This is a genomic window from Bifidobacterium merycicum DSM 6492 (assembly GCF_900129045.1).
GTDB classification, from domain to species: domain Bacteria; phylum Actinomycetota; class Actinomycetes; order Actinomycetales; family Bifidobacteriaceae; genus Bifidobacterium; species Bifidobacterium merycicum.
Genome location: NZ_FQTX01000002.1, coordinates 164,863 through 188,109 on the forward strand (window position 1 = coordinate 164,863; position 23,247 = coordinate 188,109).

Below are 23,247 nucleotides of genomic sequence, written 5' to 3' on the forward strand. Positions count from 1 at the left end.
GCCCGGTTCTGCATATGGCCGCGCATATGTGATGCCATGCCGGAGGGGGAGTGCGTGCGACCGCTGTGAAACGGTACCGATTGGCGGATGCCGCTGGTTGTGTGCCGTGTTGTTCCTGTACGGTGAGGGGAATGAAAATATGACACGCCGTGCATAAATATACGTAGCTCTGTATATACTTGCATAAGCTTTGTTCGTAGAAAGGGCAATCATGGCAGATAAGAATCGTCTCGTCTTGGCGTACTCCGGTGGTTTGGATACCTCCGTCGCCATCTCGTATCTGAAGGAACGCACCGGTAAGGATGTTGTGGCGGTGTCCCTCGATGTCGGTCAAGGTGGCGAAAGCCTCGAAACCATCAAGGAACGCGCACTGGCCTGCGGCGCCGTCGAAGCGTATGTCGTCGACGCCCGCGATGAGTTCGCGAACGAATACTGCATGAAGGCCCTCAAGGCCAATGCGATGTACGAGGGCGTGTACCCGCTGGTTTCCGCCATCTCCCGTCCGCTCATCTCCAAGCATCTCGTGCGTGCCGCCCACCAGTTCGGCGCCGACACCATCTCCCACGGCTGCACCGGCAAGGGCAACGATCAGGTCCGTTTCGAGGTGTCCATCGCCTCCATCGACCCGACTCTGAAGGCCATCAGCCCGATCCGCGACCTGTCCCTGACCCGCGATGTCGAGATCGCGTTCGCCAAGGAACATCAGCTGCCGATCGTGCAGACCGAGAAGAGCCCGTTCTCCATCGACCAGAACGTGTGGGGCCGCGCCATCGAAACCGGCTTCCTTGAGGATCCGTGGAACGCCCCGACCAAGGACTGCTACTCCTACACCGACGATCCGGCCTTCCCGCCGGTCGAGGATGAGGTCGTCATCGAATTCAAGCAGGGTGTTCCGGTCAAGATCGACGGCCGTGACGTCACCCCGCTGCAGGCCATCGAAGAGATGAACCGCCGCGCCGGCGCACAGGGCATCGGCCGTATCGACCTCATCGAGGATCGTCTGGTCGGTATCAAGTCCCGCGAACTGTACGAGGCTCCGGGCGCCGTGGCGCTCATCACCGCCCATCAGGAGCTGGAGAACTGCTGCCTCGAACGCGAACAGCACCGCATCAAGCGCGACATCGACAAGCGTTGGGCCGAGCTGGTCTACGATGCGCAGTGGTTCAGCCCCGCAACCCAGTCCCTGAACGCCTTCATCGAAGACACCCAGAAGTACGTCAACGGCGAGATCCGCATGACCCTGCACGGCGGTCGCGCGGTCGTCACCGGCCGTCGTTCCGACAGCTCCCTGTACGACTACAACCTGGCCACCTACGATTCCGGCGACAGCTTCGACCAGAAGTCCTCCAACGGCTTCATCGACATCTACGGCCTGCCGAGCCGCGTGGCCGCGGCCCGCGACGTCAAGTTCGGCAACGGCATCGAAGTGCCGGACAACACCGTCGAATGATCCGATCCATCCGGATCGGGTGACCGGCTCATCGCCGCACACGTATGAAGGCCCCGTGGCCCATCCCCATACCGGGACGTGGTTCGGGGCCTTCCGCACAAAACAAGGCAGCGAACGCCATCGAAGAGGCCCGTCACACGGGGCGCCATACTACGTGATGGGACGAGAACCGGCGTTTTCCCCTTCCAAGGTTAAGGTAAAAGGCATGACTGAAAGCAACAACGAACATCTGGCCTTGTGGGGCGGCCGTTTCACCTCCGGCCCTTCCGCCGCACTGGCCAAACTCTCCAAGTCCACCCAGTTCGACTGGCGTCTCGCCGACGACGACATCGCAGGCTCCCGCGCCCACGCGCGTGCCCTCGGCAGAGCCGGCCTGCTCACCGACGACGAACTCAACCGCATGGAGGCGGCGCTCGACGAACTGCAGCGTGCCGTCGACAACGGCACGTTCGCCCCCATCGAAGACGACGAGGATGAGGCCACCGCGCTTGAACGCGGACTCATCGACATCGCCGGCGACGAACTCGGCGGCAAACTGCGCGCAGGCCGTTCCCGCAACGATCAGATCGCCTGCCTCATCCGCATGTGGCTGCGCCGCCACTCCCGCGTGATCGCAGGCCAGCTCATTGACCTCATCAACGCACTGATCGAGCAGAGCGTGAAGGCCGGCAAGGCCGTCATGCCCGGCCGTACCCACATGCAGCACGCCCAGCCTGTGCTGCTCGCGCACCAGCTCATGGCCCACGTGTGGCCGCTGATCCGCGACATCCAGCGTCTGATCGATTGGGATAAGCGCATCAACGCATCCCCGTACGGTTCCGGCGCACTCGCCGGCAACACCCTGGGCCTCGACCCGGAGGCCGTCGCCCGCGAGCTCGGCTTCGGCACCGTGACCAGCAACTCCATCGACGGCACCGCAGCGCGTGATCTCGTCGCGGAATTCGCGTTCATCGCCGCCATGACCGGCGTCGACATCTCCCGCCTGTCCGAGGAGATCATCATCTGGAACACGCAGGAATTCGCCTTCGTCAAGCTTGACGACGCGTATTCCACCGGTTCCTCCATCATGCCGCAGAAGAAGAACCCGGATATCGCCGAGCTTGCGCGCGGCAAGTCCGGTCGTCTCATCGGCGATCTCACCGGTCTCATGGCCACGCTGAAGGGCCTGCCCACCGCGTACGCGCGTGACCTGCAGGAAGACAAGGAAGCCGTGTTCGATCAGGTCGACACCCTTGAGGTGCTGCTGCCGGCCTTCACCGGCATGGTCGCCACCATGCGCTTCGATACCGATCGCCTCGCCGCCGAAGCTCCCACCGGTTTCGCGCTGGCCACCGATATCGCCGAATGGCTGGTCAAGAACGGTGTGCCGTTCCGCCACGCGCACGAGCTTTCCGGCGCATGCGTCAAGATCGCCGAAGGCCGCGGCGTGGAGCTGTGGGATCTCACGGATGATGATTTCATCACCACGTTCGCCGCGTTCCTGCCCGCCGAAACCGCGCCGAAGGTGCGCGAAGTGCTGTCCAGCGACGGCTCCGTCGCCTCCCGTAACGGCAAGGGCGGTACGTCGTACGGCCGCGTGCGTGAGCAGATCGCGGACGCCAAGCGCGCAACCGAGGAGCTCAAGGTATTCGCCGACTCCACCAGCGACGGCCCCGCCTACAAGGCGCCGGAAACGCTGGCACGCTGATGTTCGACCGGTCGCATGGCATTACGGACTAGTCATGCGGCCGGCCGCAAAACATGGTCGACCCGCCGCCCGAACATTATCGCGCGGCAGGTCGGCTTATGGGCGCGTACAAGGGGAGCGTGCCCGACGGTCCTTCGCGAGGATGAGATGCTGAATCCCATGGCCTTGCGTTATGCGACCGGTTCATTCCATCGAATGAGGGCGTCCGGAACAATCCTGCAATACACTCGAACGCAGTACAACCCCAAAGTCCCGAAATCGTGAAGGAAGACGAACGGTGCTGACGAGAGTTCAAATCCAACGGTTGGTCTACAGGCATGGTCGTGAAGTTTTCGAACATAGCCATATGGATATCGAAAGACGCTGCTACCAGCATGGCGCGGTGACGACGTTCGCGCATTCCGTGCGCGTCGCGTGCCTTGCGGTGTGGATGGCGGACCGTCTGCACCTGTGGCATCGCGTCGACCTGCATTCGCTGGTCAGGGCCGCACTGCTGCACGACTATTTCCTATACGACTGGCACGACTGGGATAATGGCACGCACCGACTGCATGGCTTCACCCATGGTGGGGCCGCCCTGCGTAACGCGGTGCGGGACTTCCATCTCAACGCCATCGAACGTGACAGCATCGCCAAGCACATGTTCCCGATGACCCCGGTCCCGCCCAAATACATCGAAGGGTATCTGGTCACCATGGCGGACAAGATCAGCGCGACCCGGGAGACGTTCTCCCGCGACCGTTTCAACAAACCGAGCTTGCGCAAGAACGCCGGGGAGGTGCACGTATGATCGCCATCGAACACCTGTTCCTCTGGTTCCTGCTGTACAGCTGCGTCGGTTGGATCTACGAATCGATTCTGGTATCCATCCTCGAAAAGCATTGGGTGAACCGCGGTTTCCTCAACGGTCCGGTATGCCCCATCTACGGTGCCGGAGCGGTGCTGGGCATCCTGCTGTTGAGCGGCCTGAAAGGCCATCCGATCCTGATTTTCCTGATTTCCGCGCTGGGTGCCAGTGTGCTTGAATACGTCACATCGTGGGTGATGGAGAAGCTGTTCCACGCCAGGTGGTGGGATTACAGCGATTACCGGTTCAACATCCAGGGGCGTGTCAGCCTGTTGGGGGCCGTGGTGTTCGGTGCGGCCGGCGTCGGACTCATCGAATTCGCGCAGCCGTGGGTGGATGAGTGGACCATGCTCATTCCATTGAATGCGCTGCACGTGGCTTGCTTGGCGTGCCTGGTGCTTATCGTGACGGATACGATCGTCACGGTCAAGGGCATGGTGAATCTCAGTGATAGCCTGCGGAATTACAGCGAACGGGTTCAGGCCGCCGCGGAACGTGCCGGCGAATCGTGGCAGTGGGGCAAGGATGTGCTGCTGCAGAAGATCCGTGAATGGTCGGCGTCGTCGCAGGAGATTCTCACAAGCATGCGCAGCGGCGCGATGGAGACGCTGAACCGGCAGCAGCGTCGCATGATCCAGGCGTTCCCTGATTTGAGATCGACCGAATCGGTGAAGGACAGCAAGATCATGGAAACCGTGCGTGAACTGTTGCGCAGAAGCAAATGAGCGGCGACGGATGACGCGCATGGCGACTACGCCAAACCCATGAGGATAGGCAAATACAATAAAGGCATACGAAACGGCCCGGCACATTCCAAAGTGAATGCGCCGGGCCGTTTCATATCCGTTTGAGCGGTTCAAACGGCTCAAACGTTCAGGACTTCACCTGCACCGACGACGAACCGGTATCGGTGATGCCATGGCCGGAGTTCGGATGTTGGCTGGAATAGGCCTGATCGCCGATGTAGGCGACCAGCAGCACCAGCGCCACGCAGAACAGCGCCTTGCGGTTGATGCGGTCGAGCAGCTGGTTCAAGGTCGGCGCGACCAAGTACACGATAGCCAAACCGCCCAAGCCGAACACGAGCAGGCCTTCGGCGCAGATACGTCCGTTGAGGTTCAGGAAGTAACCGGTGTAATCCCACCAACGCTGGCCCTTCGTGGTTTCCAGATACCACGACGACAGGTATTCCAGCGCGCCGCACAGCACGATCGCGGAGACGAACTCGGCGACCGGATGCTCGCGCAGCTTCTTGAGCAGGATCAGGATGATGATGCCGCCGGTGCCGTAGATCGGCAGCCACGGGCCATGCAGCGTGCCGCGGTTGACGAAGATGCCTTCGTCAATGAGGCACAGGGTGACCTCCCACAGCCAGCCGATGATGCAGAAGATGAAGAACATCATCACCAGATTCAGCACGGAGTAGCTGCGTGCGGCATTGAGACCGCCGACATTGATGTTCTTGTCCTTCATCGGGATGGGGGAGAGGCGCACCGGGTACATGCGCGCGTCGAGCAGCACCCTGCCGGTCTTCACGGCGCTCATCTTCGCACGGTAATCCTCCCATGCGGCGACGGTCTTGGAATGCATGATGCGGATGCCGAACCAGTCGGCCAGCCACCCCGCGAAGCCCTTCGGCTTGCTGACCGTCTCGCCTTGGGCATCCACTTCGCCGATGACCTTGCGTGCGTCGGCGTACGTGGTTTCCAACAGCTCGGACGGGGCCTTTTCGAACAGGAACGTGTCGTTCAGCTGTTCGACGCCTTCGATGCCGGCCTGCTTCGAGAAGCCGCGCACGTAGGTGTAGTACTCGGCCCAGAACGCGGCCTTGTAGCCGTTCGTGTAGAGCACGCCGACGAGGCCGAACGTGATGAAGGAGAGGAGATCCCATCCGAGGAAGCTCAGCATGGCGACGAAGCACTCCCACTTGTGGCCCTTCATCATGCGGCGGGACAGCGTGATCGCATCGCATGCCTTGATGGAGGGGTTCTCGGCCATGATGAACGGCACGAGCATATAGGAGAAGGATTTGATGATGCCGCCGATGATGGTGCACCACCACAGGGTGAGGAACACGCTTTGCACGAACATCGTCCATGCGATATGCGCCCACTTCCTGGTACGGATCGGGAACAGCATGTGATGCACGGGCACCTGCTCGTAGACGCGCGATTCCAGCACCATGCGCCGCGACGCCACCAGATAGGTCTGGCGGATGAACAGCCATACGAACAGGTAGAACGCGAGGCTGGCGAGCACCAGCAGCACGGTCACGGCACCGCGCGAATGGATGATGGAGCTCGCGGCATCGGTGACGGAGAGGATGACCCCGCCGGTGGAGAAGGAGTTCAGCACCATGGCGAATACGCCGCGCGAACGGCCGAGCGTGGCGTTGTTGTCGTTGTCGCGGATGATCTTCTCGGACTGTTTCACCTGCTGTTTCGCGGCATCGTCATCGCCGTTGATGAGCTTATCGATGATTCCGGAGATGCCGTCGGTCGACAGATGGTCGGATGCGGCGCTACTGGTGGCGGTGGCGGTGTCCGACGGCGTCTGGTAGTCGGTGGCCCACAGGGTCGAACCGTATTCGGCGCCGAGGAACGCCGCGAACAGGCAGAGCGCGACGATCAGCCAGTAATGCCGTTGCAACGTGACTTTGGCCTGAGCCTTGAGGGATCTTCGATTCATATGGTTCTCTTCTCTGAATGCGAAACGATATATTGGGCACAGCCGTGCCCGAACAGCCTCATTATATCCGTGCGCTTTTCCGGCGCTTTCGGCGGTTTTCCGCGCTCCGATCCTCGTACCGTCCATCGGCGGCATCCATATGGTGAGGCGTCGGGCTCCCGCCGCGTGAACCGGTCCCGATCCGGCCGTGTTGCTGTCGTGATGTTCTGCGAGACTGAGTGTTGCGCTATGCGCATTCGAAACCCGAGAATTTGATAGGGAGATTAACGCAAATGGCTCGTATCACTGACTTCAGAGAAGCAGGTTTTTCATCGCTGCTTGAGGAACTTCAGTGGCGTGGTCTGGTATCCCAGTCCACCGATCGTGAACGTCTTGCTCAGGCACTGGACGGCGAGCCGATCACCTATTATTGCGGATTCGATCCGACCGCAGCCTCCCTGCACATCGGCAACCTCGTCCAGCTCATCAACATGCGTCACCTGCAGCTTGCCGGGCATCACCCGATCGCCCTGGTCGGCGGCGCCACCGGTCTGATCGGCGATCCGCGCCAGTCCGGCGAACGCACCCTGAACCCGAAGGACGTCGTGGCCGGCTGGGCCGAGCGTCTGAAGCGTCAGATCGGCGGCATCCTCGACACCGAGGGTGACAATCCGGTCCGCTTCGTCTCCAACTACGACTGGACCGCGCAGATGAGCGTCATCGACTTCCTGCGTGACGTCGGCAAGAACTTCCGCTTGGGCACCATGCTCGCCAAGGACACCGTGGCCCGTCGTCTGAACTCCGAGGAGGGCATCTCCTTCACCGAGTTCAGCTATCAGGTCCTGCAGGGCAACGATTTCCTGCACCTGTTCGACGAATACCATTGCACGCTGGAACTCGGCGGTTCCGACCAGTGGGGCAACCTCACTTCGGGCCTCGACCTGATCCACAAGGTGCGCGGCGTGGACGTGAACGTGTTCACCAGCCCGATCATCACCGACGCCCAAGGCAAGAAGTTCGGCAAGTCCGAAGGCAATGCGGTCTGGCTTGACGCCACCATGCTGAGCCCCTACAAGTTCTACCAGTTCTGGATCAACCGTCCGGACGCGGAGATGGAAAGCCTGCTGAAGGCGTTCACCTTCCTGCCGAAGGACGAAATCGAGCGCCTGATCGAGGAAAGCAAGACGAACCCCGGCGCCCGCGAGGCGCAGAAGGCCCTCGCCTGGGAGGTCACCAGCTTCGTGCATGGCGAGCAGGCCACGCAGGCCGCCATCGACGCCTCCACCGCACTGTTCGGCCGCGGCGGCGATCTGCATGCCATCGACGAAGGCACGCTGGAATCCGTGCTTGAAGGTTTCAAGGTCGCCGACGAGAACGGCGAGCACGTGTTCCCGCAGGCCGAGGCCGGTGCCCGCGTGATCGACGCGGCCCAGTCCGCCGGTCTGTTCAAGTCCGGTTCCGAAGCCCGTCGAGCCATCAAGTCCGGCGGCGTGTACCTGAACAACGCCCGCGTGGAGGATGAGGAAGCGACGCTGACCGAGGATGATTTCCTTGGTGGCCGTTTCGCGCTGATCCGTCGCGGTAAGAAGGCCCTCGGCGTGGTCGAGCGCCACTGACCGGCGAACGGTTTCGAAAAGTCGCACAGATATCCGATTGAGATTACGAGATTAAGGGAAGCATATGGCAGAAGGTAACGAACATTCCGGCAAGTCTTTCGGCGGCCGCAAGTCCTACGGGCATGGCGGTTCCGGTCGTCCGGGCAACCGCGGCGGCAAGGGATTCAAGCCGCGCGGCAAGGGCGGCTTCGGCGGCCGCAAGCCGTACGGCAAGGGCGGTTCCGGTTTCCATAAGGATCGCGACTTCCGTAGGGATGGTGACGGCGAGCGCCGTGGCGGCTATCGCAAGGATTTCCATAAGGACTTCCGCAAGGACGGCGATTTCCGTAAGGATCGCGACTTCCGCAGGGACGGTGACGGCGAGCGCCGCGAGTACCGCAAGGATCGTGACTTCCATAAGGAGGGCGGTTTCCGTAAGGATCGCGACTTCCGTAAGGGTGGCGACGGCGAGCGTCGCGGCGGCTACCGTGGCAATGGCGGCAAGGGCGGCTTCCGCAAGGATCGTGACTTCCATAAGGACGGCGAGCGTCGCGGTGATTTCCATAAGGATCGCGACTTCCATAAGGATCGCGACTTCCGCAGGGACGGTGACGGCGAGCGCCGCGAGTACCGCAAGGACCGTGACTTCCATAAGGAGGGCGGTTTCCGTAAGGATCGCGACTTCCGTAAGGGTGGCGACGGCGAGCGTCGCGGCGGCTACCATGGCAATGGCGGCAAGGGCGGTTACGGCAACAAGGGACCGCGTCGCGATGGCGAGCATGGTGGCAATCCGCGTTATCAGCGCAATGATGATCGTCGTGGCGATCGCCGTGATGACCGTCATGAGGGTCATCGCCAGTTCAACGACGAGGAGAAGCGCGAATACCGCGAGCATAAGCGTACCGAGTATATGAGCCGTCCGCGCCGCAATTCCGACGGCACGATGAGCTTCCCCTCCCAGAATCCATACACGGATCGCCGCCCTGGTGAGCCGAAGATGCCGAGGGGTCTCGAATGGTCCATGCTCTCCAGTGATGAGAGGGAGCGTCTGCGCGGCCTGTCGAAGGAGCATGCGGAGAACATCGGTTTGCATATCCTCGCCGCCTACACGCTGATCGAGGATGACCACGAGCTTGCCATCGAGCATGCCAAGTGGGCCGCCAAGCAGGCGTCCCGCATCGATTTCGCGCGTGAGACGCTGGCTTTCGCCGCCTACCGTACCGGCGACTACAAGCTGGCCCTGCGTGAGTTCCGCACCGCGTATCGTATGAACGGCTTCCCGGATTATCTGCCGTTCATGGCCGATTGCGAGCGTGGCCTGGGCAATCCGAAGAAGGCCATCGAACTGGCGTTGAGCGATGATGCCAAGCTGCTGCGCGGCGAGCCGAAGGCCGAGATGTTCCTCGTGTACGCCGGTGCGCTGAGCGATATCGAGGAGTGGGATAAGGCCATCGCCGTCGTGCATACGTTGGGTCGTTCCAAGGGTCTGAGCGGCGGTTACCGCATGCGTGCCCTGCAGGCCGAGCAGCTGTTCCTGGAGGAAACCGGCCAGAGCGAGAAGGCCGAGGCTCTGGATGGCGTGATCGAGAAGCTGGAGGACCAGTACGCCGATTTCGATATCGACGAGGAATCCGACGACGTGGTGATCGACCACGATCTGGCGGGTCTGACCGACGATACGGAAGTGCTGGAGAAGCTCGGCATCGACCCGTCCGAAGCACAGTTCGCCCCCGAACCGGAAGCGGAGGAGGACGAGACCGAACTGCCTGCCGAAGAGGCAAAGGATGGCGCGGAGTCCGACGAGGAGCCCGCCCAGGAAGCCGAAGAGGCCGGTGAGGCTGAGGAATCCGGCGAGGCTGAAGAGTCCGGCGAGAACGCGGAAACCGGGGAAGCTGATAAGGCTGAGGAATCCGAAGAGGCCGGCGAGGCTGCATCCGAGGAAGCCGAAGAGGCTGAGGAAACCAAGGAATCCGAGGAATCCGAGGAAGCCGAAAAGGCCGAGGAAACCGCATCCGACGAGGAGCCGACCGAAGAGTGAGCAAGACCCGTTTTCTCAAGGGGACAGACCGCACCCTGGCCGAGCAGTACCATCTGGCGCTGCTCGACCTCGACGGCGTCGTCTACCGCGGCAAGAACGCCGTGGACCATGCCGCCGATTCCATCCAGCAGGCCGAACAATCCGGCATGATGATCGAATACACGACGAATAATTCGTCGCGATTCCAGCGCATCGTGGCCGATCAGCTCATCGGCTTCGGCCTCAAGGTCGAACCGTGGCAGGTCATCACCTCGTCCGTGGTCGCCGCACGCATGGTCGCCAAGGCTGTTCCCGCCGGATCGCGCGTGCTGGTGCTGGGCGCCGAGCATCTGCGTGAGGAGGTCGAGCGTGCCGGACTCGTCGTCACCGACGATCCGACCAGCAAGCCGGCCTCCGTCATCCAAGGCTGGTACCCCGACATGACCTGGCAGATGATGGCGAACGTCGCGTTCGCCGTCGAAGCGGGCGCCACGTACTTCGTGACCAACCGCGACCTGACCATCCCGCGCGAACTGGGCATCGCGCCCGGCTGCGGTTCCATGATCCAGGCGGTCATCACCGCCACCGGCGTCGAACCGGTCGCCTCCGCAGGTAAGCCCGAATCGTACATGTACGACGAGGCCCGCGAACTCAACGCCTCCGAAGGTAACGACATGGTGTCCGTGGAGGAGTCCATCGCCGTGGGCGATCGACTCGACACCGACATCGAGGCGGGCAACCGTGGCGGCTACGATTCGCTCGCCGTGCTGACCGGCGTGACGAACCCGCACGAGCTCATGCTCGCCCCGGCGCACCTGCGCCCCACCTTCGTGGCGAAGGACCTGCGCGGACTGAACGAGGCGATGCCGCTACCGACCAGCATCGGCAACGGCTGCTGGGTGTGCGGCAACCTGCGTGCCGCCTACGACAAGGTGGACAACGAGATCCGTGTGGGCGACCCGACCTCCGTCGACGCGCTGCGTGCGGCGATTTGTCTCGCCTGGCAGCTGGCGGACAACGGCACCGACATGAGCACGGTGAAACTGCCCGACTTCACACTGTGACATCCACGCGCCCGCAACCACCCATAGGATGCGGGCGCATGCACGAGAGAAGAAACGCCGCCGCGCGAACCGGAACGCAAGGTTCGCGCGGCGGCGTGTTTTCCGACCGGACACGATAGGTTCATGCGGTCGGAACGATCCGCGGAATAAGGACGATATGAGCGAATACATCGACGGCGACGACCTTGACCTCGACTTCGACGCTGCGGCAACCGGCATGGCAACCGGCATGGCAACCGGCGTGGGCGACGGCTTCGTCGACATGCCCGACCGGCTGGACCTGCTGCTGGTGGAGTCGGGCGTGGTGGGCACGCGCACCAAGGCGCAGAAACTCATCAAAGCCGGCAAAGTGACGGTGAACGGCGTGACGGTGACCAAACCGGCGTATGCCGTGGGGTCGCTGGGCCATGCGCGCATCCGCGTGGACAAGGGCGAGGATTACGTGTCGCGCGGGGCATACAAGCTGGTCGGCGCGTTCGACGCGTTCCGCGAACAGGGGCTCACCGGGCCGGAAGGATTGGAATGCCTCGACATCGGCGCCTCCACCGGCGGATTCTGCGACGTGCTGCTGCGCAGGGGAGCGAAGCGGGTCATCGCCCTGGACGTCGGCCACGGACAGCTGGATCCGCGCATCGCAGACGATCCGCGCATCATCGAAATGAGCGGCGTGAACATCCGCGACGTGTACGTGGACGACCTGCCCTACAGGCCGCACATGATCGTCTCCGACGTGTCGTTCATCTCCCTGACCTACGTGATTCCGGTCATCGCACGCATCGCCGCACCGGGTGCGCAAGTGGTGCTGCTCGTCAAACCGCAGTTCGAGGTCGGGCGTGACGGGCTCGGCAGGAACGGCATCGTGGCAAGCGAGGAACTGCGCCGCAAAGCCTTGGACGATGTCGTGGCATGCGCCAAGCGTGAGGGATTCGACGTCATCGCCACGGCGCCCTCACCCATCGAAGGCACGCACGGCAACGCCGAATGGCTGCTGTACGCATGCACCGGCCAGTGAGCGTACCGGCGTGACGGGCGACCGCACGCCATACGAAGACAGGAAAGGCCGGTCGGGCATGGAACACACCATGCCCGACCGGCCTTTCCTGTCTTCGTACCGGCTTCGACGCTTGAGGGCGAGCGCCCGTCAGTCGGCCAGGAACTTGTCGATCTGGCTCTGCCTGCCGGCGATGATCAGCTCGTCGTTGCGACGCATCACCGTGTCGTTCTCGCCATACTGGAATTCACGGCCCGGCGACTTCACGCCGACCACCACGATGCCGTACTTGTCGTGGATCTCCGCCTCCGCGATCGTCTGCCCGGCGAGACGCTGCGGCGTATGCACCTTCACCACCGTGTGCATACCCTCGATCTCGATGTAATCCAAATAGTTGCCGGACACCAGATGCCCGATGCGCTTGCCGGCGTCGCTTTCCGCGTTGATCACATGGCGGGCGCCGATACGGCGCAGAATACGCGCATGCTGGATGGACACCGACTTCGCCCACAAATCGGTGATGCCCGCATCCAACAGGTTGCCTGCGGCGATCACCGAAGCCTCGATGCTGTCGCCGATCGCCACCACGGCGGTGTCGAACTGCGAGGCGTCGATGCGTTCAATCGCCATCACATCCGTCATATCCGCCTGCACCACCGGAATCTGCGATGACCAACGCGCCACGATCTCCGGATCCTTATCGACGGCGAGCACATCCTGCTCCATCTCGTTCAGCGTGGAGGCCACGGAACTGCCGAATCGTCCCAGTCCCACGACCAGTACGCTCTTGGTGCCCTTCTTACGTGCCATATGTGCTCCTTGGAAAATGAAATGCATGCCCAGTGTACGCCGTTCGCGGCGCGGACCGTACGGGACCGCGTCAGCCGACGATGACATTCTCCTGCGGGTAACGGATCGGCTCGGGCGCCATCGGACGGCTGATGGAATAGGCGATGGTCATGGGGCCGAGCCTGCCGATGATCATCGTGGCCGCGAGAATGAACTGCGACGCCGGATTGCCGGCGCTGACCACGCCCACCGAATAGCCGCCGAGACTGAACGCCGAGCAGGTTTCGAACAGCGCGTCGCCCAGCGAGCAGTCGGTGACGAACATGAGCGCCATCGACACGACCGCGACCAGCGACAGGCAGGATGTGGTGACCGAAATGGCGGTCATCTGGATCCTGCGCGGAATACGCCTGTGGAACACGGTCACGTCACGGTGTCCGGTGAACGCGGCGCCGCAGATCAGGATGATCACCGCGAACGTGGTCACGCGGATGCCGCCGCCCGTGGACGAGGAACCCGCGCCGATGAACATGATGATGCTCATGAAGAACTTGCTTTCGCTGCCCACGCCCGGCACCCAGGAGATGTCGAAACCGGCGGAGCGCGGCATCACGGCCGCGACCATGGCCCTGCGGAACTTCATCGACAGGTCGTCCACGGGGAACAGGTCGGTGTTGTTCCATTCGACGATGAGGAACCACACCAGCGACGTGCCCACCAGGATCGCCGTGGTGATGAGCGTGAGCTTGGTATGCAGCGACCAATGCTTGGGGCTTTGGCGGCGGCGTGCGCATTGCACCACGTTCAACACCACGGGGAAGCCCAGCGTGCCGATGAACGCGCTGACGAGAATCGGCAGGCCCACGCCCCAGTTGGTCACGTGCAGGCCCGACGTGTCAGGGGTGAAACCGGTGTTGTTGTACGCGGAGACGGCGTAGAAGATCGCCTGCCACAGCGTGCGCCCGGCGTCGTTCTTGTTGACGCGCAGCAGCTCCGGCAGCAGCAGGGTGAACGTGAGCGCCTCGGTGATGGCCGTGATGGTCAACACCACCGTGATGACGCTTTTGACTTCGGAAAGCTTATTGGTGCCGAGCTCGTTGGCGGTGAGCATACGCTGCGACACCCTCAGGCGACGGCTGATGCCCAAGGCCACGATCGAGGCGAAGGTCATGACGCCAAGACCGCCGAGCTGGATGGAGAACAGGATGACGACCTGCCCGAAGAACGACCAGTAGGAGCTCGTGTTGACCACTTGGATGCCGCAAGTGGACAGCGCCGAAACCGCGGTGAAGAACGCGACGGGAAAGCTGGTGATCTCGCCGGTCTGCGTGGCGAACGGCATCAGCAGCAGGACGGTCGCGATCACGATGAGGACTGCGAAATACATCATCGACAGGCGCCCCGGATGCCCGAACAGACGGTCGGTGAGGCTGACGCGGCGAATGCGCTTGGCCGGCGTGCTCCCTCTGACGCCCTTCTTTCGAAGCTTTTTCAGCGTGATCCTGAAACGCCTGCTCGCCTCCACGGGTTCATCAAGGTCACGTGCCACGGAACCCTCCTAACATTGCGCAATACATGATCTTCCGCCGTACGACATTCTAGACCGTGGTCGGCTCAAGCCGTTCACCCGATGGCGGTATGAGACGCGACGGTTCGAACAAACGATTAGGATAATGCATAGTGTGACCGAATACGTCGAATCGCACGGATCATGTACGAAAAACGGGGATGGAGAGCATCGTATGACGAGACGCAACGCCGTGGTCGTGACGCATAGCAGGTTGCGCCAAAGCGGCACGGTGGTCAGTGAGGCCGTCGAACAATTGAGGTCGGCCGGATTCGAGGTCACCATCATCGACAACGTCGACCCGCCCGCATTCGGCACGCCGTCCCCGCGCGTTTCGGACAATACCGAAATCGTCGTTGTGCTCGGCGGCGACGGCACGATCCTGCGCGCGGCCGAACTCGTGCACTGCACCGAAGTGCCGATCCTCGGCGTGAACCTCGGGCATGTGGGCTTCCTCGCCGAATTCGAAAGCTTCCAGATGAGCGAGGCGATCCGACGGGTCGCGGACCATGACTATTCAATCGACGAACGCATGATCGCGCACGTGGACGTGTGGCTGCCCGGCGCCAACGAGCCGATCGAGGATTGGGCGCTCAACGACATCACGCTGGAACGCGAAACCCGCGGCAAAATGGTGGAACTGTCCATCCGCGTGGACGACGTGGAAATGAGCTCCTTCGGCGCGGACGGCGTGATCGTATCCACGCCCACCGGGTCGACCGCCTACGCCTTCTCCGCGGGCGGGCCCATCATCTGGCCGAACGTGAAGGCCCTGCAACTGACCCCGCTGGCCGCGCACGCGCTGTTCGCCCGACCTCTGGTCATCGGCGCCGAATCCACGTTCACGCTCGACATTCTGGACAGCTCCGTATCCGACGGTTGGATCTGCTGTGACGGGCGCAGGCAGCGCTCGCTGCCCAAGGGCACCCGCATCGAAGTCAGGGCGTCGCGCGACATGCTGCGGCTGGCGCGTCTTTCCGGCGTGCCGTTCACCAACCGACTGGTCAGCAAATTCGACCTTCCCGTGGTCGGCTGGCGCGAACAGGCGAACCGGGGCAAGGCGGCCCGCGGCGGGGGTTCGGGATGCAGTATGGACCGTAACGCGCATGGTGCGCATTACGCGTCTGACGGACATGAGACATCTGGTGGGCGTGAGACGTCTGACGGACGTGAGACGCCTGACGGCAACGGGAGCGGCCGCTGATGCTGGAAGAACTCTCCGTACGCAATCTCGGACCGATCCATTCCGCGCAGATCACCCCGGCGGCTGGCTTGACCGCCATCACCGGCGAAACCGGTGCCGGAAAATCCATGCTGCTCTCCGCCATCCGACTCATCTCCGGCGGCACGGCATCCGGTTCGCGCGTCTCCTCCGGCGCGGGCGAAGCCTGGTCGCAGGGCGTGTTCGCCGTTCCTGACGCCGCCGGTGACACCGATAGCGACACGACCGCACCCGCCGTGCCTACCGCACCCACCGCTTCCAACGCGGCCAGCAAGGCCGTGCGATACGCCGAGGACGCCGGCATCACGCCAGAAGACGGCGAATTGTTCCTCTCGCGCGTCGTATCAGCCTCCGGTCGATCCCGCGCCGTACTCGGCGGCAAAACCGTACCCCGTTCGGTACTGGCATCGGTGGCGGGCGAACTCATCACCGTGCACGGCCAGACCGATCAGCTGCGCATCGCATCAGCGGCACGGCAACGCGAATTCCTCGACATGGCCGCCGGTGACGACAAGCAGCTCGCCGCCTACCAGCGCGCATGGGAAGCCCTGGCGGCGATGGACGCGCGCCTGACGAAACTGCGCTCCCAGGAAGCCGCCGCATGCCAGCAGGCCGACTATCTGCGCGAATCCATAGAACGCATCAACCAGATCGACCCGCAGCCGGGCGAAGACAAGGAACTCAAGGACAAGCGCGACCGCATCGAGAACGCCGCGGCGATCACCCAAGGAGTCTCAACGGCCCTGACCGCATTGGACGCTTCACAGGTGAACGTGGATTCGGACGCCGTCTCCGCGGTCGACCTGGTGAACCGCGCGGTGCAGGCGCTGCAAGGCATCCGCGTCGGGGGAGTGTTCGAAGAGCAGGCGGTACGCCTGCAATCCATCGCGGCCGACCTGACCGACGTGGTATTCGCCCTCGCCCAGGAACTGGACGGCGAAGGCGACGTGGAGGACCTCGACCGGATCAACGGGCGCATCCACGACCTCAACGAGCTCATGCGCCGGTGGGGGCCGGAACTGTCCGACGTGATCGCCTGGCGCGACAAGGCCGCATTCGACGTGGAGGATCTCGACGCCTCGCCCGAAAAGGTGGCGCAGCTGGAGTCCGAACGCGAACGCCTGTACCGGGAGGCGCTCGCCGCCGCGGAAACGTTGCATGATGCGCGTGAACAGGCCGCCGGGCAGTTGGGCACGCATGTCAGCGAGGAACTGGAATCGTTGGCGATGAGCGGCGCGTCGCTGCGCATCCGCGTGACGGAACATGAGGGCGATGGGCCCACGGGGCCGCTCGGCCCGCATGGCGGTGACGATATCGAATTCCTGTTCACGCCGTTCCCCGGTTCGCCGGAACTGCCGATGGGCAAAAGCGCGTCCGGCGGCGAGCTGAGCCGACTGATGCTCGCGTTGGAGCTCGTCGCGGCCGAACAGCGCGGGAACGCAGGCGGCATGACGTTCATCTTCGATGAGGTCGACGCCGGCGTGGGCGGCAAGGCCGCCGTGGAATTGGGGCGCCGTCTGGCCAGGCTCGCCGAGGACGCGCAGGTGATCGTCGTGACCCATCTGGCGCAGGTCGCGTCCTGGGCGGATAAGCAGTTCGTGGTCGCCAAAGCCGAAAACCCCGATGACGGCATGGTCGAAACCACCGTCACCGAAGTGACCGGTGAGACACGCATCGGCGAAATCGCCCGCATGCTGTCCGGCAGCGCGACCGAGACATCACTCGACCACGCGCGGGAACTGCTGGAGGAATCCACGCTGTAGGGAATCCGCGCTGGAGGGAAACCGCGATGTAGGGAAATCACGCTGGAGGCGGGCGGAACAACGGGTGGCTGGCCGGTCCCCTGTTCCGGCTCGCCCGACCTGCCCCGCCCGACCTATCTCCCGCCCGACCTATCTCCCGCCCGTCCCACGAACGCACCGGCGCGGTGAACACGCGAACAGTCCAGGCATCCGGCCAATCGGAACAACCGAACGAAGTCGACAACACGATCAGCGAACGAGGTCATCATGAACAAAACCGGCATCAATCGACTAGCAGCCGCCGAACCCACCCCCACACACGCCGGAACCGGCGGAGCCGACGCGTCCGCGCCGTCCGCCCCGTCCACGCCGTCCGTCCCGTCCACGTCGCCCAAGGCCGCCATCTTCGACCTTGACGGCACCCTGCTCGACTCCATGGGCGTGTGGGACCAGATCGACATGGACTTCCTGTCCAGACGCGGGTTCGACGTCCCCGACGACTACGTGCCCACCATCAGCGCCATGCCGTTCCAACAGGTCGCCGCATACACCATCGACCGTTTCGGCTTGGACGAGACGCCCGAAGCGGTGATGGCCGAATGGGACGACATGGCGCACGAAGCGTACGCGACCATGGTCGAAGCCAAACCGGGCGCGGTGGAATACCTCACATACCTGCGCGATGCGGGCGTGAAACTCGCGATCGCGACATCATTGACGCCGTCGCTGCGCGAACCCGCCATGAAACACGTGGGCATCTTCGACTTCTTCAACACGATCGTCTCGGTGGACGACGTGCACGGTGTCGGCAAGGACAAGCCGGACGTGTACCTGCTCGCGGCATCCCGTCTCGGCGCCGAGACGAGCGAATGCGTGGTGTTCGAGGACATTCTGGAAGGCATCCGCTCCGCGAAATCCGTGGGTATGTGGGCGTGGGCCATGCACGACGACTCCTCGGACGGGCAGTGGGACGCCATATGCGCTCTGGCGGACGGCGTGATGTTCGACTTCCACGACGCGCCGCGCCTGTGGCCGGAGGCATAGGCGGGGCGGTCGGTTGACGGTCGGCTGGTCGGTCGGTGCGTATTGCCATAATGAGGCGCTGTAATTGCAGGGGAACCTGTCCGACCTTGCACGGCTTCGCATACGTGCGTCGCGCGGCGCTCGCGGACGGGTTGAGAAAGGCATACGCCTGACCCTTAGAACCTGATGGTTAATACCAGCGTAGGGAGGCAAGCCCATGGCGACCATGGCTTCTGACAACATCATCGACAATCCGTCCGATTCCGCGTTCGATCCCGCATTCGACCCCGCCAAGGGCATCCGACTCGACAATCTTCCGCCGTTCGCCCGCCGACTGCGCGACGCCGCCGACATGGTCTGGGAGGACGGCTACAACCAGCCGTTCCTGCGCGAACTCGGCCAAGGCACGCTCAAGCAGGAGCGTTTCGCCTTCTACCTGCTGCAGGACTATCGTTACCTTGCCGACTACGCCAAAGTGCACGCGCTGGCGCTCACCAAAACCAATGATCCCGAAGTCATGCGCTTCATGGTCAATGTGCAGAACGCCATCTTCAACGTGGAGTCCTCCGTGCACCGCAAGTACATGGCCGGTTACGGCGTGAGCGAGGAGGAGATGAACAACGTGCGCCAGTCCGCGTTCGCGCGCGCCTACACCTCCGACATCCTCGCCATCGCATACGGCGGCGACCTGCTTGACATCCTCGTGGCGGTGCTGCCCTGCGCATGGGTGTATGCGGATTATGGGCAGCGGCTCGCCAAGGAATTCGCCGACACGCTCGACTCCAACCCGTACCAGAGCTGGGTCGACATGTACAAGACGGAGGAGTTCTGGCAGAGCTCCGTGTGGCTGATCGAACACATCGAACGCATGGTGCAGGGCCTGGGTGAGGAGCGCCTGAACGAGCTTGAGGAGATCTTCTACAACGGCGTGCAGAACGAATACATGTTCTGGGCGAGCGCCTACGATATGCAGTATTCCTGGAAACCCCAGTGGGATGGCCGGCGCTGAAAGCCGTTCTGTTTGATGCGGTTTGCGGCTTGATGTGGCCTGATGCGGCTTGATGTCGTTCGGCGTGGTTTGGCGTGATTCGGTTCGTCCCGATTAGTTCGATCCGGTTCGATTGGTTCCGTCCCGCTTCGGTCCGGCCCGACTTGAAGGAGCGCAATATGACGGATATGCGGGACACGCCGACCCGGCGTAACCATGAACGGACCGTGGCGGGCGAACGCCGCAGGATGCGCCGGGCCGACAGGGAAGTGACGGACGCCAGCGCCATCGCGGGCATCGTCGCGGCATGCCGCATCGTGCGTGTGTCGTACGTCGACGTCGAAGGCCTGACCATCGTGCCGATGAATTTCGGATACAAATTCGAAAACGACGGCACGCTGACTCTGTACCTGCATTCCGCGCCGGTCGGGCGCAAGCTCGATGCCATCCGCGCCGCAAGCAACGCGCTCGCGGTGGCATTCGAGATGGAAACGGATTGCGCGGTCGTCGAGGGACGCACCCCGTGCAATTGGAGCGAGGCATTCAAATCGGTCATCGGCAACGGCACGGCGAGTATCGTGACCGATCTGGCCGAGGCGCGGCATGGGCTGCAACTGCTGATGGCGCATCAGGCCGGCGCGGATCATGTCGAATTCACCGATCGACAGGTGGGCAGCGTGACCGTGTGGAAAATCGAAGCCGATCGCCTTACCGCCAAAATCCACGACATGCCCGCCCCGCATCATCCCTGACCATCCTTCCATCGCAGTTCGGCATGCCTGCTGGCAGGTTGGCGCCTGTTAATCGGTGCCGGGAGAGGCTAGCACGGAGCCGACTGAGGCCGGAGCAGGTTTAAGGAGGCGTCTGAACGGCTGACTTGTGCTAACTCGCTTATATATGGCAGATTCCCGGGTCGGGAAATACTAAGTGGCTTATATATGGCATGTCTGCTGCGATATGCCAAGTACAAGCGTTGCAATTCCATGGCTTGTACTTGGTATATCGCGATTTGGGTGCCATATATAAGTCACTTAGCAAAAATCAACCCTTCAAATCTGCCATATATAAGCCGGATAGGTGGTTCCACGGAGGTTTTCGTCCCGCCTGCATGCATGAACTTCCATTTCCACCGCGAATTTAGGGGAATAAGCAAGCCCTCGTTCCCTTTCATGCAAAATTGGGCTTATTCTGTCCGATTCCGTGGATGGGTGGAGGGGATTGAGCCAGGAGGGGAGGAAACATTAGGGAAGGAAACGGGAGAGACGTCGGGTCAGAAGCATAGGCGCATCTGATGCCAGACGACATTGCCGTGGGTGGACTCGGATACGCCTTCATCCTGATATCCGAAGCGGGCGTAGAAGCCGATGAGCCGATCCTTGCAGGTCAACACCAGTCCGGCACGTCCGGCGGCACGCGCATCGTCGATCACGCGCCGCATCAGCGTGCTCGCATAACCGTGATGCCGGTATGCGGGCGCGGTATCCACGCCGAAGATCATCTGCCACGCACCGTCCGGCTCATGCAGGCCGGCATCGTCATACATGGCGTCTGTCAGATCGGGGGAGTCGGTCACGAATCCGTTGATGAACGCGACCAGACGCCCGTCATGGGTACGGTCGGCGGCATCGGCGGAACCACAATCGGTTACATCGGTCGCATTAGCGGCATCGGCGGGAATGACGTCACCGTTCCGCCCATCATCGATCATCAGCCAGAAGCAGTCCGGATACACCGCGAGACGGTTGCGCAGCGCGTCGGCGCCCGCGGCTTCCGCGGCGGGGAAACATGCGGCCTCGACCGTTGCAATGGCGGTCAGATCATTCATCGTGGCATGTCGAATCAACATGATGCGCTCCTCATCGTTATGGTTTTGGTCATTCCGGCATTCCGTCCCGCCCGCGGTCAGCCGCGCTTGGAACCCTGCCTGCTGATGCCGCCCTTGTGGCCGGTCGCCTTGAACGGCATCGCCGATCCGACGCGCCCGCGAACCTGCGGGAACCCGCTTGCGCCGCCACGTTTCCTAAGTAAATCCGCCACCACCGGATTGAGATTGGTCGGATTCGCTGGGTTGCCTGATGTTCGTGTCTTCTTCCTCGTCATGGGGAACGATGGTACCCACCGATCCGGAGTCGCGCCGTCATCCGTCCGCTCAGCAAACTCCGCAGATTTCGCAAATTCCGCAGAACCCGCAGAACAGAACCCGCAAATTCCGCAGAACCTACCGCCGCCCGTGAATCATATGCGCGAACCACAGGTAAATCACCCACGCGATCGGAACCACCACCATGAACACGGGGTAGAACCATGCGATCGGCAGATGGCCGTAGCACACGCCCGCCAGCACCGGTCCCAGCGCCATACCCAAATCGATGCCCATATAGTAGGTGCTGTTCGCCAGTCCGCTGCGCTCGCGCCCCGCGATCACCACGGCCTGCGCCTGCGTCACCGAGCTCATCAGACCGTAGCTTCCCGCCATGCCGATGCCGGCGCCGAGCAGATACCAGTCGTTCGTCATGCCGCCGAGGAACGCCAGGCATGCCAACATCGCGATTGAGGCCACGATCAGCCAGAAGCGGAATCCCTTGCTGTCGAACAGGTCCTTGAGTGTGAGTCGCATGATGAGCAGCGCCACCGCGTAGAACACAAAGAACAGGTCGGATGACGCCGCGAGGTGCCGCGCGCCGATGTAATCGACAAGGAACGACTGATTCGCGTAGTAGGGGATGGCGAACATCATGAACACGATGACAAGCGGAATCGCGCGCGGCTCCACCAGATTCCGCAAGCGCAGACGGTGCCGCATGTGCTTGCCGATCGGACGATGCGTGCCGGAGTCGCCGTGGGCGCTTTTCCGCGCCGGTTTGCCGCCGTTGCGCACCAGCAACACGACGATCAGCGTGCAGATGTTCATCGCCAGCGACGACACGAAGGTCAGATGGTAGCCGATCAGTTGGTGCAGACGGATGCCGAGCGCCGGTCCGACGGCGATGGCCAGTGCGTTCACGATGCCGTACAGGCCCATGCCCGCGCCCATATGCCGGATCGGCAGCAGCAGTGACACCCATGTCGCCAGACATACCGAACCGCAGGCGAATCCGAGACCGTTGACCACGCGCGCCGCGATGAGCATGCCGGTGGAGTTCGCGAGACAGTACATGATGCCGGCCGTGATGTACAGCAGCGTGCCGGTCGCCACGAGCAGACGCTTGCTCACCAGATCCGACAGGTTGCCTGCGATGGGGCGGCAAAACAGCGATACGAAGCTCATCACACCGGCGATTGCGCCCATCATCATGCCGGTGGCGCCGAGGGATTCCCCATAGCCCGCCACGATCGGCGTGACGATCATGTTGCTTGACATGAAGAAGAAGGTGGCCAGCATGACCAGCGCCACATCGCGGGTGATGAGCCGGTCCTTCGGTGCTTTGCCGGTGCCGTTTCCAAGTGTGCTGGTGCTGCTGCTGTTGCCGTCGATGTCGATGTGTGTTCCGCGTTCGTCGGTGCCGTCGGTCATGGTGCCGTTCAAGGGTTTCATCATACTGCTTTCGCCTCCGCGTTCCGTATAGTAGCGGACGAAAACGGCGAAACCGCATGTGAT

Annotated in this window: 19 protein-coding genes; 13 read left to right on the forward strand and 6 right to left on the reverse strand. The window is 62.6% G+C overall.

Annotated elements, in window-relative coordinates:
• The first annotated feature begins 211 nt into the window (after positions 1–211).
• The 4 genes from BUB29_RS03240 (at position 212) to BUB29_RS03255 (ending at position 4,709) form a co-directional block, all read left to right on the forward strand.
• Positions 212–1,450 (forward strand): argininosuccinate synthase, encoded by a 1,239-nt coding sequence (locus BUB29_RS03240; RefSeq protein WP_033521828.1) that lies wholly within the window; start codon positions 212–214, stop codon positions 1,448–1,450.
• A gap of 205 nt (positions 1,451–1,655) precedes the next feature.
• The gene (gene argH, locus BUB29_RS03245) at positions 1,656–3,137 is read left to right on the forward strand and encodes an argininosuccinate lyase (RefSeq protein ID WP_033521826.1); all 1,482 of its coding nucleotides are present in this window, start codon (positions 1,656–1,658) and stop codon (positions 3,135–3,137) included.
• Between the two features lie 277 nt (positions 3,138–3,414).
• Positions 3,415–3,927 carry an HD domain-containing protein gene (locus BUB29_RS03250; RefSeq protein WP_033521824.1) on the forward strand — a complete coding sequence of 171 codons (513 nt, stop codon included), beginning with the start codon at positions 3,415–3,417 and terminating at the stop codon, positions 3,925–3,927.
• Positions 3,924–4,709 carry a putative ABC transporter permease gene (locus BUB29_RS03255; protein ID WP_033521822.1) on the forward strand — a complete coding sequence of 262 codons (786 nt, stop codon included), beginning with the start codon at positions 3,924–3,926 and terminating at the stop codon, positions 4,707–4,709. The genes BUB29_RS03250 and BUB29_RS03255 overlap by 4 nt, the downstream gene beginning before the upstream one ends.
• A 148-nt stretch (positions 4,710–4,857) precedes the next feature.
• Here the strand turns inward: BUB29_RS03255 and BUB29_RS03260 are convergent, their stop codons facing one another.
• The gene (locus BUB29_RS03260) at positions 4,858–6,672 is read right to left on the reverse strand and encodes a DUF975 family protein (RefSeq protein ID WP_033521820.1); all 1,815 of its coding nucleotides are present in this window, start codon (positions 6,670–6,672) and stop codon (positions 4,858–4,860) included.
• 272 nt (positions 6,673–6,944) lie between these two features.
• On the opposite strand from BUB29_RS03260, the gene tyrS reads away from it, so the two are divergent.
• The 4 genes from tyrS to BUB29_RS03280 all read left to right on the forward strand — a co-directional run bounded on the left by tyrS (position 6,945) and on the right by BUB29_RS03280 (position 12,339).
• Positions 6,945–8,267 (forward strand): tyrosine--tRNA ligase, encoded by a 1,323-nt coding sequence (gene tyrS, locus BUB29_RS03265; protein ID WP_033521818.1) that lies wholly within the window; start codon positions 6,945–6,947, stop codon positions 8,265–8,267.
• A 64-nt stretch (positions 8,268–8,331) separates the two neighbouring features.
• A complete protein-coding gene (locus BUB29_RS03270) occupies positions 8,332–10,284 on the forward strand; it encodes a tetratricopeptide repeat protein (protein ID WP_051914837.1) in 1,953 nt (650 codons plus the stop codon).
• Entirely contained in the window at positions 10,281–11,327 is a 1,047-nt protein-coding gene (locus tag BUB29_RS03275) for an HAD-IIA family hydrolase (protein WP_033521816.1), read from the forward strand. The genes BUB29_RS03270 and BUB29_RS03275 overlap by 4 nt, the downstream gene beginning before the upstream one ends.
• A 217-nt stretch (positions 11,328–11,544) precedes the next feature.
• On the forward strand, positions 11,545–12,339 hold the full coding sequence (locus BUB29_RS03280) for a TlyA family RNA methyltransferase (RefSeq protein ID WP_407640906.1): 795 nt from the start codon (positions 11,545–11,547) through the stop codon (positions 12,337–12,339).
• Between the two features lie 129 nt (positions 12,340–12,468).
• Here the strand turns inward: BUB29_RS03280 and BUB29_RS03285 are convergent, their stop codons facing one another.
• Together BUB29_RS03285 and BUB29_RS03290 are read right to left on the reverse strand one after the other, a co-directional pair.
• Positions 12,469–13,128, reverse strand: coding sequence for a potassium channel family protein (locus BUB29_RS03285; protein ID WP_033521814.1), 660 nt, complete (start codon positions 13,126–13,128; stop codon positions 12,469–12,471).
• Positions 13,129–13,198: 70 nt separating this feature from the next.
• The gene (locus BUB29_RS03290; RefSeq protein ID WP_234356077.1) at positions 13,199–14,497 is read right to left on the reverse strand and encodes a TrkH family potassium uptake protein; all 1,299 of its coding nucleotides are present in this window, start codon (positions 14,495–14,497) and stop codon (positions 13,199–13,201) included.
• Positions 14,498–14,849: 352 nt separating this feature from the next.
• On the opposite strand from BUB29_RS03290, the gene BUB29_RS03295 reads away from it, so the two are divergent.
• From BUB29_RS03295 to BUB29_RS03315, 5 genes are all read left to right on the forward strand, one after another.
• Positions 14,850–15,878, forward strand: a complete 1,029-nt coding sequence (locus BUB29_RS03295; RefSeq protein WP_033521810.1) for an NAD kinase — start codon at positions 14,850–14,852, stop codon at positions 15,876–15,878.
• Positions 15,878–17,659, forward strand: a complete 1,782-nt coding sequence (recN, locus tag BUB29_RS03300; protein WP_033521808.1) for a DNA repair protein RecN — start codon at positions 15,878–15,880, stop codon at positions 17,657–17,659. The genes BUB29_RS03295 and recN overlap by 1 nt, the downstream gene beginning before the upstream one ends.
• Before the next feature lie 246 nt (positions 17,660–17,905).
• The gene (locus BUB29_RS03305) at positions 17,906–18,682 is read left to right on the forward strand and encodes an HAD family hydrolase (protein WP_081888352.1); all 777 of its coding nucleotides are present in this window, start codon (positions 17,906–17,908) and stop codon (positions 18,680–18,682) included.
• Positions 18,683–18,887: 205 nt separating this feature from the next.
• Complete coding sequence (gene tenA, locus BUB29_RS03310) at positions 18,888–19,670, forward strand: thiaminase II (RefSeq protein ID WP_051914890.1); 783 nt, start codon at positions 18,888–18,890, stop codon at positions 19,668–19,670.
• Between the two features lie 158 nt (positions 19,671–19,828).
• The gene (locus tag BUB29_RS03315) at positions 19,829–20,401 is read left to right on the forward strand and encodes a pyridoxamine 5'-phosphate oxidase family protein (protein ID WP_033521806.1); all 573 of its coding nucleotides are present in this window, start codon (positions 19,829–19,831) and stop codon (positions 20,399–20,401) included.
• Between the two features lie 518 nt (positions 20,402–20,919).
• Here the strand turns inward: BUB29_RS03315 and BUB29_RS03320 are convergent.
• The 3 genes from BUB29_RS03320 to BUB29_RS03330 all read right to left on the reverse strand — a co-directional run bounded on the left by BUB29_RS03320 (position 20,920) and on the right by BUB29_RS03330 (position 23,187).
• Positions 20,920–21,495, reverse strand: a complete 576-nt coding sequence (locus BUB29_RS03320) for a GNAT family N-acetyltransferase (protein ID WP_033521804.1) — start codon at positions 21,493–21,495, stop codon at positions 20,920–20,922.
• Between the two features lie 56 nt (positions 21,496–21,551).
• Positions 21,552–21,749 carry a hypothetical protein gene (locus BUB29_RS03325; protein ID WP_033521802.1) on the reverse strand — a complete coding sequence of 66 codons (198 nt, stop codon included), beginning with the start codon at positions 21,747–21,749 and terminating at the stop codon, positions 21,552–21,554.
• A 118-nt stretch (positions 21,750–21,867) separates the two neighbouring features.
• Positions 21,868–23,187: an MFS transporter gene (locus BUB29_RS03330; RefSeq protein ID WP_234945680.1), complete on the reverse strand. Its 1,320-nt coding sequence runs from the start codon at positions 23,185–23,187 to the stop codon at positions 21,868–21,870.
• Positions 23,188–23,247: the final 60 nt, after the last annotated feature.